This is a genomic window from Streptomyces sp. NPDC055189, from assembly GCF_053606765.1.
The window spans coordinates 1-14,104 of record NZ_JBSGSG010000093.1; the positions used below are offsets into that span (position 1 = coordinate 1).

The following is a 14,104-nucleotide window of genomic DNA, read 5'->3' on the forward strand; positions in this document are numbered from 1 at the left end:
CCGCTGATGCGGCCGCCCCTCACGCCTTCACGTTCCGGCGTCACTCATCCCTGCGCCGCGTCCTCCGCGTGCAGGCTCATCGGCCCGTAGATCTTGTTCGTGTCCTCGAAGAGCGACACCTGGTCGGCGCCGCCGTCCGCGAGTTCCTTCCAGAACTCACCGACCCAGGACTCCGCGTCCCCTTGAGTGGTGAACTCTTCGGGTGTCAGAGCGGGCTGGACCTCCGTCCCGTCCGCCTTCTCGAACCGCCACGTCCATGCCGCCATGCCAGCCTCCCGATGGTCCGACAGCTGTGTGAAGCCGCTTGAAGCCTAGCCGGGCGAGCGGCGCTCGCGGTGACGCGGGAGGATCTTCTCGTGGAACTGACTCTGCTCGGCACCGGCTCCCCCGAAGGCCTGCCCCGCCCCGGCTGCCCCTGCGCGGCCTGCGCGACCGCGCTCGGCGGCGCCGCGCGCGCCGCGACCGCGCTCCTGGTGGACGGCATCCTGCTGCTCGACCTCACCCCTGGCGCCGCCTTCGCGGCCGCCCGCGCCGGGCACTCGCTCGGCGGCGTACGCCAGGTTCTGCTCTCCCACCCGCACGACGGGCCCGCGGTGGAGGTACCGGCAGGACTTCCGCAGCCGGGCCGGGTGCCCGACGGGCGGGAACTCGCGCTGCTCACCGGTCACCGGGTGCGCGCGGTGGCGATGGACCACCCGGGCACGGGGTACGAGGTGACGGGCCCCGACGGCGAGCGGCTGCTCTATCTGCCGCCGCAGGGTGCGCCCGCCGGGGTGCCGGACGGGCATCCGGCGTACGAGATGGTCGTCGCCGATGTCATCGGGCGCCCCGACGGGCTCGCGCGGCTGCGGGCGGCGGGTGCGATCGGGCCGACCACGGATGTCCTCGCCGTCCATCTGGACCACGGGGTGCCGCCGGGCGCGGAGCTGACCCGCAGGCTGGCGGCCGCCGGTGCGCGCGCCGTGCCGGACGGGACGACGCTGGTGGTCGGCGCCTACGAGGACGTACCGGACGTGCCGCGCCGCACCCTCGTGCTCGGCGGCGCCAGGTCCGGGAAGTCGGTGGAGGCCGAGCGGCGCCTGGAAGCCTTCCCCGAGGTCCTCTACGTGGCCACCGGCGGGACCAGGAACGGCGACTCGGAGTGGGCGGACCGGGTGAGCGCCCACCGGGAGAGGCGGCCCGGCTCGTGGAGCACCGCCGAGACCTGCGACCTCGTGCCGCTGCTCGCCGAGAACGGCCCTCCCCTGCTCATCGACTGCCTGTCGCTGTGGCTGACGTACGCCATGGACGAGGTGAACGCGTGGGACGACGACGAATGGGCGGGCGGGGGCGAGCGGGCGCTGCGCAAGCGGATCGCCGAGCTCACGGACGCGGTGCGCGCGACCCGGCGCACGGTCGTCGCCGTGTCGAACGAGGTCGGCTCCGGCATCGTCCCGGCGACCGCATCGGGCCGCCGCTACCGCGATGAACTGGGCCGCCTGAACGCGGCGTTCGCGGCGGAGTGCGAGCACGTGCTGATGGTCGTCGCGGGCCAGGCCCTCACCCTGCGGGGCTGACCGGCCGGCTGCTCGCGCGACCGGTCACGCCTTGGGGCCCCTGCGGGCGATGACCCGGTAGGCGTTGGCGAACCGGGTGCGGCTGACCAGGGGCGCGAGGATCCGGTCGGCCAGGGCGGCGACGGCCAGGAGCGGGGCCGCGACGCGGGCCGTGGCACGGATGCGGCCGAGGGCGAGGGCCAGGCCCGCGGCCAGGTCGAACGGGATGTGCGCCGTGCGCCGGTCGGTGGCCACGACGGTGTAGCCGAGGCTTTCGAGGTCGCGCCGGAGCCCGTCGAGCGGGATGCGGTGGTGGGGCGCGGGCAGCAGGTGGCGGGGCCCGGGCAGCAGCCACCCTTTGCCGAGGACCCTTGCGTACCGGCTCTCCGGGACGGGGACCTCGATCATCAGATGGCCGCCGGGCCGCAGCACCGTGCGGGCGGCGATGAGTTCGATGCGCGGGTCCTCGCTGCGCTCCAGGTAGTGGAACATGCTGAGCACGTCGTAGCGCCCCGCGAGCTTCGGCGCCAGGTCGGCGAGGAGCCCGCGGTGCGCCTCCTCCACGCGCCCTGCCCTGCGCCCCTCCTCCACGCGCTCGGTCGGGTCGAGGCCGTCGAAGGCGGTGTACGGGTGCACCTCCTGCGCGACGGCGGGGAAGTGACCGTGCCCTGTGTCGATGTCCAGCCAGCTCTCGGGCTCGCCGAACGGGGCCATCGCCCGGGCCCTGGCCCGATGGCGGCGGGCGGAGTGCGGGACGGCGAAGACCTTCTCGGCCCGGGCGGCGGCGGCCAGTGCGGTGTGCGTGGGCGTGGCGGGCGCGGGGGCGACGGGGGCAGGCGTGGCGGGCATGGGCGTGGCGGGCTCCTCACATCGCGCGTAAGTGAACATAAACGTACGTAAAGGATGGACGGCGCAGGCGTAACGACACCGTGGAGGTGGCCCGTTCCGCGACGCCGCCCTCGCCCGGACGTCTGCTGCCGGGCCGTCTGATCCAGGCCCCGGGCCTGCCGGTACTGTTCGGCGAATGAGCTCGCTGAATCTCGACGACTTCACCGACCTGATCGAGCGGCCCGACGGCGGGATGCGCCGCGACGCCGAGGAGCGCAGGGAGCGGCAGAGCGTGCCGCCCGGAGCGCTCGGCCGTCTGGACGACCTTGGCGAGTGGCTGTCCGCAGCCCAGTCCTCGGTGCCGGTCAAGCCGATCGAGCGGCCGCGCGTGATCCTCTTCGCGGGTGACCACGGGGTCGCGCAGCTCGACGTGTCCGCCCGGCCCGCGGGCAGCGCGGCGGAGCTCGTGCGTGCCGTGCTCTCCGGGGAGAGCCCCGTCGCCATCCTCGGGCGCCGCCTCGACGTGCCCGTCCGGGTCGTCGACGTGGCCCTGGACTGCGACCCGGACGGGCTGCCCGCGGAGGTGGCGGGGCACCGGGTGCGGCGCGGTTCGGGGCGCGTCGACATCGAGGACGCGCTGACGGCCGAGGAGGCCGAGGCTGCGGTGCGGGCCGGAATGGCCGTCGCCGACGAGGAGGCGGACTCCGGGACCGACCTGGTGGTGCTCGGCGATGTGAGCGTCGGCGGCACGACGCCCGCGGCGACGCTGGTCGCCGCGCTGTGCGGGACCGACGCGTCCGTGGTGACCGGGCGCGGCGGTTCGCCGATCGACGATCTCGCGTGGATGCGCAAGTGTGCGGCGGTCCGGGATTCGCTGCGGCGGGCGCGGCCCGTCCTCGGGGACCAGCTGGAGCTGCTCGCGGCGGTGGGCGGGGCCGATATCGCCGCCATGACCGGGTTCCTGCTGCAGAGCGCCGTGCGGCGTACGCCGGTCATCCTGGACGGCGTCGTGGCAGCGGCGGCGGCGCTCGTGGCCCAGCGGGTCGCGTTCCGCGCGCCGGACTGGTGGCTGGCGGGGCACAGCAGCGGGGAGCCCGCGCAGGCCAAGGCCCTGGACCGGATGGCTCTCGACCCCGTACTCGAACAGGGTGTGCAGGTGGGCGAGGGCGTGGGCGCGCTCCTCGCGCTGCCCCTGGTGCGGGCCGCGGCGGCGCTCTCCGCGGAGCTGCCCGAGCGCGAGCCGGAGCCCGAGTCCGAGCCGGAGCCCGAGCCGGAGGCGAAGACCGACAGCGAGACCGCGCCCAAGACGGGCTCCGGAATCCCGCCCAGGGCAGGGGATCCCGGAGTGGAGTAGGCGGCGCGTCCGCGCGCACCCGATGACGGCCCGGCATGGCCCCATATGATCCCTTTTCATGGGAGATGAGCAATCCGCTACTGCCGGGCGCCGACGTGATCTGCGTAGGCGGCGGCTCGCCGCGGCCTTCAGTGTCTGGTACCTCCGCGCCGTCACCTTCATCAACTTCCTGAGCGCGGTCTGGGTCTCTCTGGGGCAGGATCTGCGGCGGCACAACACCGAGAACTACTTCACGCCGTACATGCTCACCGCGGGCTTCGCCTCCGGTGCGTTCACGATGTTCCTGGCGATCACGATGCGCCGCCGCAAACGCGCCGCCTGGATTCTCAACCTCGTACTCAGCGGGCTCTTCCTGCTTCTCTTCGCGTTCGCGATGATCTTCCCGGAGATCCGCCGGTACGCGCAGAACTGGATCTCCCTCGCCCTGACCGCCGCCTTCGTCGCCTCCCTGATCGTCGGGCGGCGGGAGTTCTACGCCAAGGGCGACCGCTCCAACCCGAAGCTCGCCGCGGCCGTCGCCGTCGGCGGCCTCCTGGTGACCTCGCTGATCGCCGCACTCCTGGTCGGCGTCACCAACCGCGCGCACGACGAATACCGTTCGACGTTCCTGGACCGCTGGCGCTACGGCCTGATGCGCCTGGTCTCGCTGGCCGCCGACGACGAGCGCTTCGAGGGCATCACCACGCCCGGCTGGGTCAACGTCACCATCAACGTGCTCAGCACCCTGCTCCTCCTCGCCGTCCTGTACGCCGCCTTCCGCTCGCGCAAGGCGGTCGACCCGCTCACCGAGGACGACGAGCACAAGCTGCACGCGCTGCTCGACAAGTACGGGGAACGCGACTCGCTCGGCTACTTCGCGCTGCGCCGCGAGAAGAGCGTCGTCTGGTCGCCGAGCGGGAAGGCGGCGGTCGTGTACCGGGTCGTCGGGGGCGTGTCCCTGGCGTCCGGTGATCCCATCGGGGATCCGGAGGCCTGGCCGGGCGCCATCGAACCCTGGCTGGCCGACGCCCGCGAGCACGGCTGGCTCCCGGCCGTGATGGGCGCGAGCGAGGAGGCGGGCACGGTCTACGCACGGCACGGCCTCGACGCCCTGGAACTGGGCGACGAAGCCATCGTCGAGACGGCGGAGTTCACGCTTCAGGGGCGGGCCATGCGGACGGTGCGCCAGGCGTACAACCGGGTCAAGCGCGCCGGCTACGAGGTGCGGATCCGGCGCCACGAGGACATCCCGGCCGACGAGATGGCGTACCTCCTCGGACGCGCCGACGACTGGCGCGACGGGGCCACCGAGCGCGGCTTCTCCATGGCGCTCGGGCGGCTCGGCGATCCCGCGGACGGGCGGTGCGTGATGCTCGAATGCACCGACGCCGAGGGCGAGTTGAGAGCGGTGCTCTCCTTCGTGCCATGGGGGCCGAACGGGCTCTCGCTCGACCTGATGCGGCGCGACCGCGACTCCGAGAACGGCCTGATGGAGTTCATGGTCATCGAACTGCTCCAGCGTGCCGCCGAGATCAAGATCACTCAAGTATCGCTGAACTTCGCGATGTTCAGGTCGGTCTTCGAACGTGGCTCGCGGCTCGGCGCGGGCCCGGTCCTGCGGCTGTGGCGCTCGCTGCTCACCTTCTTCTCCAAGTGGTGGCAGATCGAGTCGCTGTACCGCGCCAACGCGAAGTACCGCCCGATCTGGGAGCCCCGCTTCCTTCTCTTCGAGAAGAGCGGTGACCTGCCGCGCATCGGCATCGCGTCGGCCCGCGCGGAGGGCTTCCTGGAAGCGCCGGGCCTGCCGAAGTGGTTGCACCGCAAGCATCTGGAGTCCCGACGATGAGTTCCCCGGACACCGGCCCCCTGACGCGTCTGGCGCGCGCCGAGTGGGGACCGCTGTACGCCGCCGTACGGGAGGGCATCGCCGAGCGGCGCTGGCGGGCCGCGCCCATGACGCTGGCCGCCGTCTGCCTCACGGCCCTGCTCCAGTTCACGCAGAACCAGCCGTGGGGCTATCAATTCGTGCAGAACATCGGCTCCGTACGGGCCGAGGAACCGCTCTGGCTCGCCCTGCTGCGCACCCCGCTCTCGCTCTTCGTGCCCGCCCTCGACCTGCCCGTCTGGGGCGCGCTCGCGCAGATGCTGCTGGTGTTCGGCGTCGCGGAGATCTGCGTCGGCTGGTGGCGCACGCTCGTCATCGGCTACGCGGCCACCCTCGCGGGCACGCTCTACGCGCGCGTGGGCATCGAATGGGGTCCCGGCCACCCGCTGGGGCTCCCCGCGTCGGACGCGCAGGTCGTCGACACCGGCCCGTCCGCCGCCGTGGTCGGGCTCGCGGTCTACGTGTGCTGGCGCTACCGGGCGTGGTTCACGGCAGGGCTCGTGATCGTGCTGATGGTCGTCGAGGTGGCCGTCAAGAACAACCTCGCGGGCAGGGAGCATCTGGCGGCGATCGTCGCGGCCCTGGTGCTGTGCGGCTGCTCGGCGGTGCTTCAGCGGCGCGGGCGCGCGAGTTCCGGGTCGGGTCTGCCGCCGATCCAGTCCTGAAGCCTGCGGCGCGGTCCGGTCCAGCGACGGTCGTGGTGGAAGGCCCGCAGGCCCGACCGGGCGCGGGCGCGGGGCCGGTTGCGGTAGAAGCGTCTGGCCCACGCCGATCCCGGCCGGGCGAGACGGATCGCGCCCACCAGCGCGACCAGCGGGATCACCATGCCGATCAGAGCCGTACGCAGCTTGCCCTTGGCCAGGGCGATCAGGGCGAAGCAGCAGTTGACGCCGACGTTCAGGGCGAGGCCCGCGCGGTTGCTCCGCTCCTCGGGCGTCAGGTCGTCCACGCCGAACGGGGTGAAGCCGGTGAGCACGAGCACCACCAGGGCAGCGGTCAGCATCACCACCTCGACGCTCTTGCGGCCCTGCTCGCTCCAGTAGACGTCGTCGAGGTAGAGGATCAGCGCGAACTCGTCCAGTACGAGACCGGCGCCGATGCCGAAGATGACCGCCGCGAACATCGAGGCGAGGCTGTGCCGGCCGGCCGCGACCGCCCAGAATCCCCCCACCAGCATGAGGAAGATGCCGGGCACCACGTGGTGGATGTGGACGTCACCCGAACTGATGTTCCGGAAGGGGCCCTTGCCCGCGCGGATGAGGCGCGTGATGGTCCTGGTGACGAGAAAGCAGCCCACGAAGGAGAGCAGGGCCAGCAGGAGCGGGAGCTTCCCCGGCTCCACGATGTTCCGGTACCACCAGTCGGCCATGGGCCCATCCTGGGCCGGGGGACGACGGGCCGCACTCCAGCTCCCTGCTGTGGGCAGGCGTTCCGCAGGGCGGAACGGGTGGGCACAGCGCCCACTGCCGGGTGCCGATCACAGCCGCGTCCAGGCCGGATACCCTTCCGCGGTGCCCAGAATCTCCCCCGCCGACGCCCTCCGCTTCGCCTTCGGCACTCTGACCGCCCTCCCGGTAAGAGTCACCCGCTGGGACCGCGAGGCCGCCCGCAGCGGGATGCTGTGCGCTCCCCTCGCCGGTCTCGTGGTCGGAGCTTGCGCAGCCGCGCTGGGCGGCGCGCTCATGGCACTGGGCGCAGGCCCGCTGCTGGCCGCCACGGCGACCGCCGCAACCCCCGCCGCCCTCACCCGCGGCCTCCACCTCGACGGCCTCGCCGACACCGCCGACGGCCTGGGCAGCGCCAAACCCGCCGACCAGGCGCTGAGCATCATGAAGCAGTCCGACGTCGGCCCGTTCGGCGTCATCACCCTGCTCTTCACCCTGCTCGCCCAGGTGGCCGTCCTCTTCCAGCTGTACGAAGCCTCCTGGACCCGGGGCGCACTGGCCGCGGTCGTCTCGGCGACCGCCGCCCGCCTCGCGCTCACCCTGGCCGCCCGCACGGGCGTCCCGCCGGCCCGCCCGGAGGGACTCGGCGCGGCGGTGGCAGGAACGGTTCCCCGCGGCGCCGCCCTGCTCGCGACCGCGCTCGTCACCGCGCTGGCCGCGATCGCCGCCGTGCCCTTCGGGGCGTACGAGGCCGTGCGGTACGCGGCTTCCGTGGTCCTGGCGGTCTGCGCCGCCGAACTCCTCCTGCGGCACTGCGTCCGCCGCTTCGGAGGCATCACCGGCGATGTCTTCGGCGCACTCGCGGAGACCGCGGCCACCGCGACGCTTGCGGTTCTGGCCCTCGGCTGAGTCGCAGGGCACGCCATTTCGAAACATAAAAGCGCCGCCACGAACGGATGAATCTACGCCGACACGATCGAACGGGCAGGACGCGCGTAGGCTCATGTCCGGCGCCCTTTCGGCCCGTTCTAGGCTGGCGCCGGGCCGGGTCGACCCACCCCATCGGCCAAGAACTCAACGGAAGCGAGAATTCACCACCGTGACTGCTCTGACTCTCAGCACTGCCGCCGCGTCCGGCCTGCGTGCCGACGCGATCGTCGTCGGCGTCGCGAAGGGCGCCAAGGGGCCGGTCGTCGCTCCGGGCGCCGAAGCCGTGGACAAGGCGTACGACGGCAAGCTCGCCTCCGTCCTGGAGACCCTCGGCGCCACCGGCGGCGAGGGCGAGGTGACCAAGCTGCCCGCGCCGTCGGGCTTCAAGGCCCCGGTCGTCGTCGCGGTCGGTCTCGGCACGGTGCCGGAGAAGGACGAGACGTACGGCACCGACGCCCTGCGCCGCGCCGCCGGTACCGCGGCGCGCGCCCTGTCCGGCTCGAAGAAGGCCGCGTTCGTGCTGCCCGCCGAGGACGCCGACGACACCGGCGCGATCGCCGAGGGTGCGCTGCTCGGCGCGTACTCCTTCGACGCGTACAAGGAGAATGGTTCCGCCAAGGGCAAGGACGCCAAGGGTCCGCTCGCCGAGATCGCCCTGCTGGGCGGCAAGCCCCGCGACAAGGCGTACAAGGCCGCCGTCGAGCGCGCCATCGCCGTGTCCGAGGAGCTCAACCGCGCCCGCGACCTGATCAACACGCCGCCGAACGACCTCAACCCCGAGGCCTTCGCCGCGGTCGCCTCCGCGGCCGGCAAGGAGCACGGGATCAAGGTCCAGGTCCTGGACGAGAAGGCGCTCACCAAGGGCGGCTACGGCGGCATCCTCGGTGTCGGCGTCGGCTCGGAGGCCCCGCCGCGCCTGGTGAAGCTCTCGTACACCTCGTCCAAGGCGAAGAAGCACCTCGCCTTCGTCGGCAAGGGCATCACCTACGACTCGGGCGGCATCTCGCTGAAGCCCGCCGGTCACAACGAGACGATGAAGTGCGACATGGCCGGTGCCGCGGCCGTCTTCGCCGCCGTCGTCGCCGCCGCGCGTCTTGGCCTCGAAGTGAACGTCACCGGCTGGCTGGCGCTCGCCGAGAACATGCCGTCGGGCTCGGCGACCCGTCCCGGCGACGTCCTGCGGATGTACAGCGGCAAGACCGTCGAGGTCCTGAACACGGACGCCGAGGGCCGTCTGGTCCTGGCCGACGCGATCGCCAAGGCCTCCGAGGACACCCCCGACGCGATCGTCGACGTGGCCACGCTGACCGGCGCGATGATGATGGCGCTCGGCAGCCGCACCTTCGGCATCATGGCCAACGACGACGCGTTCCGCGCCGCGATCCACGACGCCTCCGAGGAAGCGGGCGAGCCCTCCTGGCCGATGCCGCTGCCCGAGCACCTGAGGAAGGGCATGGACTCCCCCACCGCCGACATCGCCAACATGGGCGAGCGCATGGGCGGCGGTCTGGTGGCCGGTCTCTTCCTGAAGGAGTTCGTCGGCGAGGGCATCGCCTGGGCGCACCTGGACATCGCGGGCCCGGCCTTCAACGAGGGCGGCCCGTTCGGTTACACGCCCAAGGGCGGCACCGGTACCGCGGTCCGCACCCTGGTCCGCCTCGCGGAGCGCACGGCCGCGGGCGACCTCGGCTGACCAGGCCTCGGCCGACCAGCTGATCTGCCGTACGTGGGTCAGGGCCCGGACACCCAGATGTCCGGGCCCTGACCGATTTCGCCCTCGACGAAATCCGTACGTCCATACGCCTGAGTAACGCCTGAGCAACGTCCGGACGTGGCGAATCAGACGTCTCACAGCCCGGCCCGCCGTCCCACCTCCCGCCGACAAGTGCGAAGATGGGTTCTCGGCAGGACAGGGCCCCCACCACAGGGCCGAAACAAGAGCGGCCGAATACCAGCCGACCGACCGGTCGTCCCACGGGAAGAGCGGTCCGGCGTACGGCGCACATGCATGGAGGACGTGACGTGGCGAACGACGCCAGCACCGTTTTCGACCTAGTGATCCTCGGCGGCGGTAGCGGCGGTTACGCCGCGGCACTGCGCGCGTCGCAGCTGGGCCTGGACGTCGCCCTGATCGAGAAGGGCAAGGTCGGCGGTACCTGCCTGCACAACGGCTGCATCCCGACGAAGGCGCTGCTGCACGCCGGCGAGATCGCCGACCAGGCTCGCGAAGCCGATCAGTTCGGCGTGAAGGCCACCTTCGAGGGCATCGACATGGCGGCCGTCCACAAGTACAAGGACGACGTGATCTCCGGGCTCTACAAGGGCCTGCAGGGACTCATCGCCTCGCGCAAGGTGACGTACATCGAGGGCGAGGGCAAGCTCTCGTCGCCGACCTCCGTGGACGTGAACGGCCAGCGCGTCCAGGGCCGCCACGTGCTCCTCGCGACCGGCTCCGTGCCGAAGTCGCTGCCGGGCCTGGAGATCGACGGCAACCGCATCATCTCCTCGGACCACGCCCTGACCCTGGACCGCGTGCCGAAGTCCGCGATCATCCTGGGCGGCGGCGTCATCGGCGTCGAGTTCGCCTCGGCGTGGAAGTCCTTCGGTTCCGAGGTGACCGTCGTCGAGGGCCTCAAGCACCTCGTGCCGGTCGAGGACGAGAACTCCTCGAAGCTTCTTGAGCGCGCGTTCCGCAAGCGCGGCATCAAGTTCAACCTCGGCACCTTCTTCGAGAAGGCCGAGTACACGCAGGACGGCGTCCGCGTGACCCTCGCCGACGGCAAGACCTTCGACGCCGAGGTTCTCCTCGTCGCCATCGGCCGCGGCCCGGTCTCCCAGGGCCTCGGCTACGAGGAGCAGGGCGTCGCCATGGACCGCGGCTACGTCCTCGCCGACGAGTACATGCAGACCAACGTCCCGACCATCTCGGCCGTGGGCGACCTGGTGCCGACCCTCCAGCTCGCGCACGTCGGCTTCGCCGAGGGCATCCTGGTGGCGGAGCGCCTGGCCGGTCTCAAGACCGTCCCGATCGACTACGACGGCGTGCCGAAGGTGACGTACTGCCACCCCGAGGTCGCCTCCGTGGGCATCACCGAGGCCAAGGCCAAGGAGATCTACGGCGCGGACAAGGTCGTCGCCCTCAAGTACAGCCTGGCGGGCAACGGCAAGAGCAAGATCCTCAAGACCGCGGGCGAGATCAAGCTCGTCCAGGTCAAGGACGGTGCCGTGGTCGGCGTCCACATGGTCGGCGACCGCATGGGCGAGCAGGTCGGCGAAGCCCAGCTGATCTACAACTGGGAAGCGCTGCCGGCCGAGGTCGCCCAGCTCATCCACGCCCACCCGACGCAGAACGAGGCGATGGGCGAGGCTCACCTGGCCCTCGCGGGCAAGCCTCTCCACTCCCACGACTGACCTTTCAGTTATCGGGCGCGACGACCAGACTTCCCCATTTTCGTAAGGAGCAACTGAAACCATGGCGGTTTCCGTATCCCTTCCGGCGCTCGGCGAGAGCGTCACCGAGGGCACTGTCACCCGTTGGCTGAAGGCCGAGGGCGAGCGCGTCGAGGCCGACGAGCCGTTGCTCGAGGTCTCGACCGACAAGGTCGACACCGAGATCCCCTCCCCGGCCGCCGGCATCCTGGCCTCCATCAAGGTCGCCGAGGACGAGACCGTCGAGGTCGGCGCCGAGCTTGCCGTCATCGACGACGGCAGCGGCCCGGCGCCGGAGGCGGCTAATGCAGCACAGCCCGCGGCCGAGTCCGCCCCGGCCGCCGAGCCCGCGCAGGAGGAGGCCCCGGCCCCCGCTGCCGAGGCTCCCGCCGCTCCGGCCCCCGCCGCCGAGGCCCCTGCCGCTGAGGCAGCCCCGGCCGGTGGCGCCTCCGGCACCGACGTCACGCTGCCCGCACTGGGCGAGTCGGTCACCGAGGGCACCGTCACCCGTTGGCTGAAGGAGGTCGGCGAGGAGGTCGCGGAGGACGAGCCCCTGCTCGAGGTCTCCACGGACAAGGTCGACACCGAGATCCCCTCCCCCGCCGCGGGCGTGCTGCTCGAGATCGTCGTGGGCGAGGACGAGACCGCTGAGGTCGGCGCCAAGCTCGCCGTCATCGGTGCTCCCGGTGCCGCTCCGGCCGCTGCCGCTCCGGCTGCCCCGGCCGCTCCGGCCCCCGCCGCCGAGAAGCCGGCTCCGGCCGCTCCCGCGGCTCCGGCCCCCGAGCCCGCCGCCCCGGCCGCGCCCGCCGCTGCCGCTCCGGCTCCGGCTCAGCCCGCCGCCCCGGCTGCTCCGGCCCCGGCCGCGCCCGCCCCGGCGCAGCCCGCCGCCCCGTCCGCGCCCGCCGCGCCCGCCGCTCCGGCCTCCCCGGCCGACGACGGCGCGTACGTCACGCCGCTGGTCCGCAAGCTGGCCAACGAGCACGGCGTGAGCCTGTCGGACGTCAAGGGCACCGGCGTCGGCGGTCGCATCCGCAAGCAGGACGTCATCGCGGCCGCCGAGGCCAAGAAGACCGCTCCGGCTCCGGCCGCCGCCGCTGCCCCGGCCGCGTCGAAGGCTCCGTCCATCGAGGCGTCCCCGCTGCGCGGCCAGACGGTCAAGATGACCCGCATGCGCAAGGTCATCGGCGACAACATGATGAAGGCGCTGCACTCGCAGGCCCAGCTGACCTCGGTCGTCGAGGTCGACATCACGAAGCTGATGAAGCTGCGCGCCAAGGCGAAGGACGCGTTCGCGGCCCGTGAGGGCGTCAAGCTCTCCCCGATGCCGTTCTTCGTCAAGGCCGCCGCCCAGGCGCTGAAGGCCCACCCGGTCGTCAACGCCCGGATCAACGACGACGAAGGCACCATCACGTACTTCGACTCGGAGAACATCGGCATCGCCGTTGACGCCGAGAAGGGTCTGATGACGCCGGTCATCAAGGGTGCGGGCGACCTGAACATCGCCGGTATCTCCAAGAAGACCGCAGAGCTGGCCGGCAAGGCCCGTGGCGGTGGCCTCACCCCGGACGACATGTCCGGTGCCACCTTCACGGTCTCCAACACCGGTTCGCGCGGTGCCCTGTTCGACACGGTCATCGTGCCGCCGAACCAGGCCGCCATCCTCGGCATCGGTGCCACGGTCAAGCGCCCGGTCGTCATCAACCACCCGGACCTCGGCGAGACCATCGCCATCCGGGACATGACGTACCTCTCGCTCTCCTACGACCACCGTCTGGTGGACGGCGCGGACGCCGCCCGTTACCTGACAACGGTCAAGGCGATCCTGGAGGCCGGCGAGTTCGAGGTCGAGCTCGGCCTGTAGCTCCCCGTAGTTCTGCGGCCCCCGGGCTGTAAGACTCGTCTCATCAGTGCGTACGCCCCCGTTCGGAGGTTTCCGAGCGGGGGCGTCGCCGTATTGTCTAGGGGTCACAACGCCCTGGGGGCGCTGCCCCCGCCGGAGGAGCCCACATGACCGCGCCCGTCGTTCACTCGCTGCGCGAACAGATCCGCGAGCACATCGTGGAGGGGATCGTCAGCGGGCGCTGGCAGCCGGGCGAGCGGATCGTGGAGCGGCGGATCGCCGTGGAGCTCGAGGTCTCGCAGACGCCCGTACGGGAAGCCCTGCGGGAGCTGGAGACGCTCCGGCTCATCGAGTCGGCCCCCAACAAGGGCGTGCGCGTACGGAATCTGACCGCGGCGGACCTGGAGGAGAGCTACCCCGTCCGTGCGGGCCTGGAGGCCATCGCGGCCGAGCTCGCCGCGGAGAGCCTGGCCGGTGACTGCTCGGCGCTCGAACCCCATGTCGCCGCCCTGTACGAGGCGGACCGGGCCGCCGACGGGACTTCTCAGGTGCGGCACACGGTCGGTTTCCACCGGGAGTTGGTGCGAGCCGCGAACAACTCCGTTCTGCTGCACACCTGGGAGGGCCTGGGAATCGAGGTCTTCACGGCCCTTTCGATCCGCTGGCTCGGGACGGTGCAGCAGTCGTACGCGGAGGAGCACGAGGCTCTCGTGTCCGCATTCCGGAGCCGGGATCCCGCGATCGCGGAGCTGGTGAAGGCCCACGTGCTGGGCTGCGCGCCGCGTCCCTGACCTCTTGCGCGGTCCGCTCCGGGACTCGCGCTCATTCGTGACGGACCCGCTCATACGTGCTCTCACCTGCGGTGATCCTTCAATTCGAAGGCACCGCGTGCCCGCATTAATGGCACCGGATGCCTACTTTCTGAATATGAAGGAGTTT

The 14,104-nt window shown here is 71.8% G+C and carries 12 protein-coding genes; 9 read left to right on the top strand and 3 right to left on the bottom strand.

The window, feature by feature from the left end:
• Positions 1–44: 44 nt before the first annotated feature.
• Positions 45–266 carry a hypothetical protein gene (locus ACWFR3_RS39275; RefSeq protein ID WP_453739490.1) on the bottom strand — a complete coding sequence of 74 codons (222 nt, stop codon included), beginning with the start codon at positions 264–266 and terminating at the stop codon, positions 45–47.
• A gap of 90 nt (positions 267–356) precedes the next feature.
• Between ACWFR3_RS39275 and ACWFR3_RS39280 the strand changes: the two genes are divergently transcribed.
• Positions 357–1,556, top strand: coding sequence for a bifunctional adenosylcobinamide kinase/adenosylcobinamide-phosphate guanylyltransferase (locus tag ACWFR3_RS39280; RefSeq protein WP_453739491.1), 1,200 nt, complete (start codon positions 357–359; stop codon positions 1,554–1,556).
• 24 nt (positions 1,557–1,580) lie between these two features.
• Here ACWFR3_RS39280 and ACWFR3_RS39285 read toward each other — a convergent pair whose 3' ends face one another.
• Positions 1,581–2,384, bottom strand: a complete 804-nt coding sequence (locus tag ACWFR3_RS39285) for a class I SAM-dependent methyltransferase (RefSeq protein WP_453739492.1) — start codon at positions 2,382–2,384, stop codon at positions 1,581–1,583.
• Between the two features lie 175 nt (positions 2,385–2,559).
• Here ACWFR3_RS39285 and cobT point away from each other — a divergent pair, with 175 nt between their 5' ends.
• Genes cobT through ACWFR3_RS39300 form a run of 3 tightly spaced genes read left to right on the top strand, consistent with a single transcriptional unit; the run spans position 2,560 to position 6,246 of the window.
• Positions 2,560–3,717, top strand: a complete 1,158-nt coding sequence (gene cobT, locus ACWFR3_RS39290) for a nicotinate-nucleotide--dimethylbenzimidazole phosphoribosyltransferase (RefSeq protein WP_453739493.1) — start codon at positions 2,560–2,562, stop codon at positions 3,715–3,717.
• Positions 3,718–3,775: 58 nt separating this feature from the next.
• Positions 3,776–5,542 carry a phosphatidylglycerol lysyltransferase domain-containing protein gene (locus ACWFR3_RS39295; protein ID WP_453739494.1) on the top strand — a complete coding sequence of 589 codons (1,767 nt, stop codon included), beginning with the start codon at positions 3,776–3,778 and terminating at the stop codon, positions 5,540–5,542.
• Positions 5,539–6,246: a hypothetical protein gene (locus ACWFR3_RS39300; RefSeq protein ID WP_453739495.1), complete on the top strand. Its 708-nt coding sequence runs from the start codon at positions 5,539–5,541 to the stop codon at positions 6,244–6,246. The genes ACWFR3_RS39295 and ACWFR3_RS39300 overlap by 4 nt, the downstream gene beginning before the upstream one ends.
• Here the strand turns inward: ACWFR3_RS39300 and ACWFR3_RS39305 are convergent.
• Positions 6,192–6,950 (bottom strand): hypothetical protein, encoded by a 759-nt coding sequence (locus ACWFR3_RS39305; RefSeq protein ID WP_453739496.1) that lies wholly within the window; start codon positions 6,948–6,950, stop codon positions 6,192–6,194. The two genes, ACWFR3_RS39300 and ACWFR3_RS39305, sit on opposite strands and share 55 nt — an antisense overlap.
• A gap of 142 nt (positions 6,951–7,092) precedes the next feature.
• Here ACWFR3_RS39305 and ACWFR3_RS39310 point away from each other — a divergent pair, with 142 nt between their 5' ends.
• From ACWFR3_RS39310 to ACWFR3_RS39330, 5 genes are all read left to right on the top strand, one after another.
• Positions 7,093–7,875, top strand: a complete 783-nt coding sequence (locus tag ACWFR3_RS39310) for an adenosylcobinamide-GDP ribazoletransferase (protein WP_453739497.1) — start codon at positions 7,093–7,095, stop codon at positions 7,873–7,875.
• 190 nt (positions 7,876–8,065) lie between these two features.
• Positions 8,066–9,589, top strand: coding sequence for a leucyl aminopeptidase (locus ACWFR3_RS39315; protein WP_453739498.1), 1,524 nt, complete (start codon positions 8,066–8,068; stop codon positions 9,587–9,589).
• A 329-nt stretch (positions 9,590–9,918) separates the two neighbouring features.
• Positions 9,919–11,307, top strand: coding sequence for a dihydrolipoyl dehydrogenase (gene lpdA / locus ACWFR3_RS39320; RefSeq protein ID WP_383329168.1), 1,389 nt, complete (start codon positions 9,919–9,921; stop codon positions 11,305–11,307).
• 61 nt (positions 11,308–11,368) lie between these two features.
• Positions 11,369–13,186, top strand: a complete 1,818-nt coding sequence (gene sucB, locus ACWFR3_RS39325) for a 2-oxoglutarate dehydrogenase, E2 component, dihydrolipoamide succinyltransferase (protein ID WP_453739499.1) — start codon at positions 11,369–11,371, stop codon at positions 13,184–13,186.
• Positions 13,187–13,332: 146 nt separating this feature from the next.
• A complete protein-coding gene (locus ACWFR3_RS39330; RefSeq protein ID WP_190081302.1) occupies positions 13,333–13,956 on the top strand; it encodes a GntR family transcriptional regulator in 624 nt (207 codons plus the stop codon).
• The last annotated feature ends 148 nt before the right edge of the window (positions 13,957–14,104 follow it).

What these genes read in the sequence shown, in the direction of transcription:
- ACWFR3_RS39275 (WP_453739490.1), bottom strand. Translation starts at nt 266, where the DNA reads ATGGCGGCATGGACGTGGCGGTTCGAGAAGGCGGACGGGACGGAGGTC.
- ACWFR3_RS39285 (WP_453739492.1), bottom strand. Translation starts at nt 2,384, where the DNA reads ATGCCCGCCACGCCTGCCCCCGTCGCCCCCGCGCCCGCCACGCCCACG.
- cobT (WP_453739493.1), top strand. Translation starts at nt 2,560, where the DNA reads ATGAGCTCGCTGAATCTCGACGACTTCACCGACCTGATCGAGCGGCCC.
- ACWFR3_RS39295 (WP_453739494.1), top strand. Translation starts at nt 3,776, where the DNA reads ATGGGAGATGAGCAATCCGCTACTGCCGGGCGCCGACGTGATCTGCGT.
- ACWFR3_RS39300 (WP_453739495.1), top strand. Translation starts at nt 5,539, where the DNA reads ATGAGTTCCCCGGACACCGGCCCCCTGACGCGTCTGGCGCGCGCCGAG.
- ACWFR3_RS39305 (WP_453739496.1), bottom strand. Translation starts at nt 6,950, where the DNA reads ATGGCCGACTGGTGGTACCGGAACATCGTGGAGCCGGGGAAGCTCCCG.
- sucB (WP_453739499.1), top strand. Translation starts at nt 11,369, where the DNA reads ATGGCGGTTTCCGTATCCCTTCCGGCGCTCGGCGAGAGCGTCACCGAG.
- ACWFR3_RS39330 (WP_190081302.1), top strand. Translation starts at nt 13,333, where the DNA reads ATGACCGCGCCCGTCGTTCACTCGCTGCGCGAACAGATCCGCGAGCAC.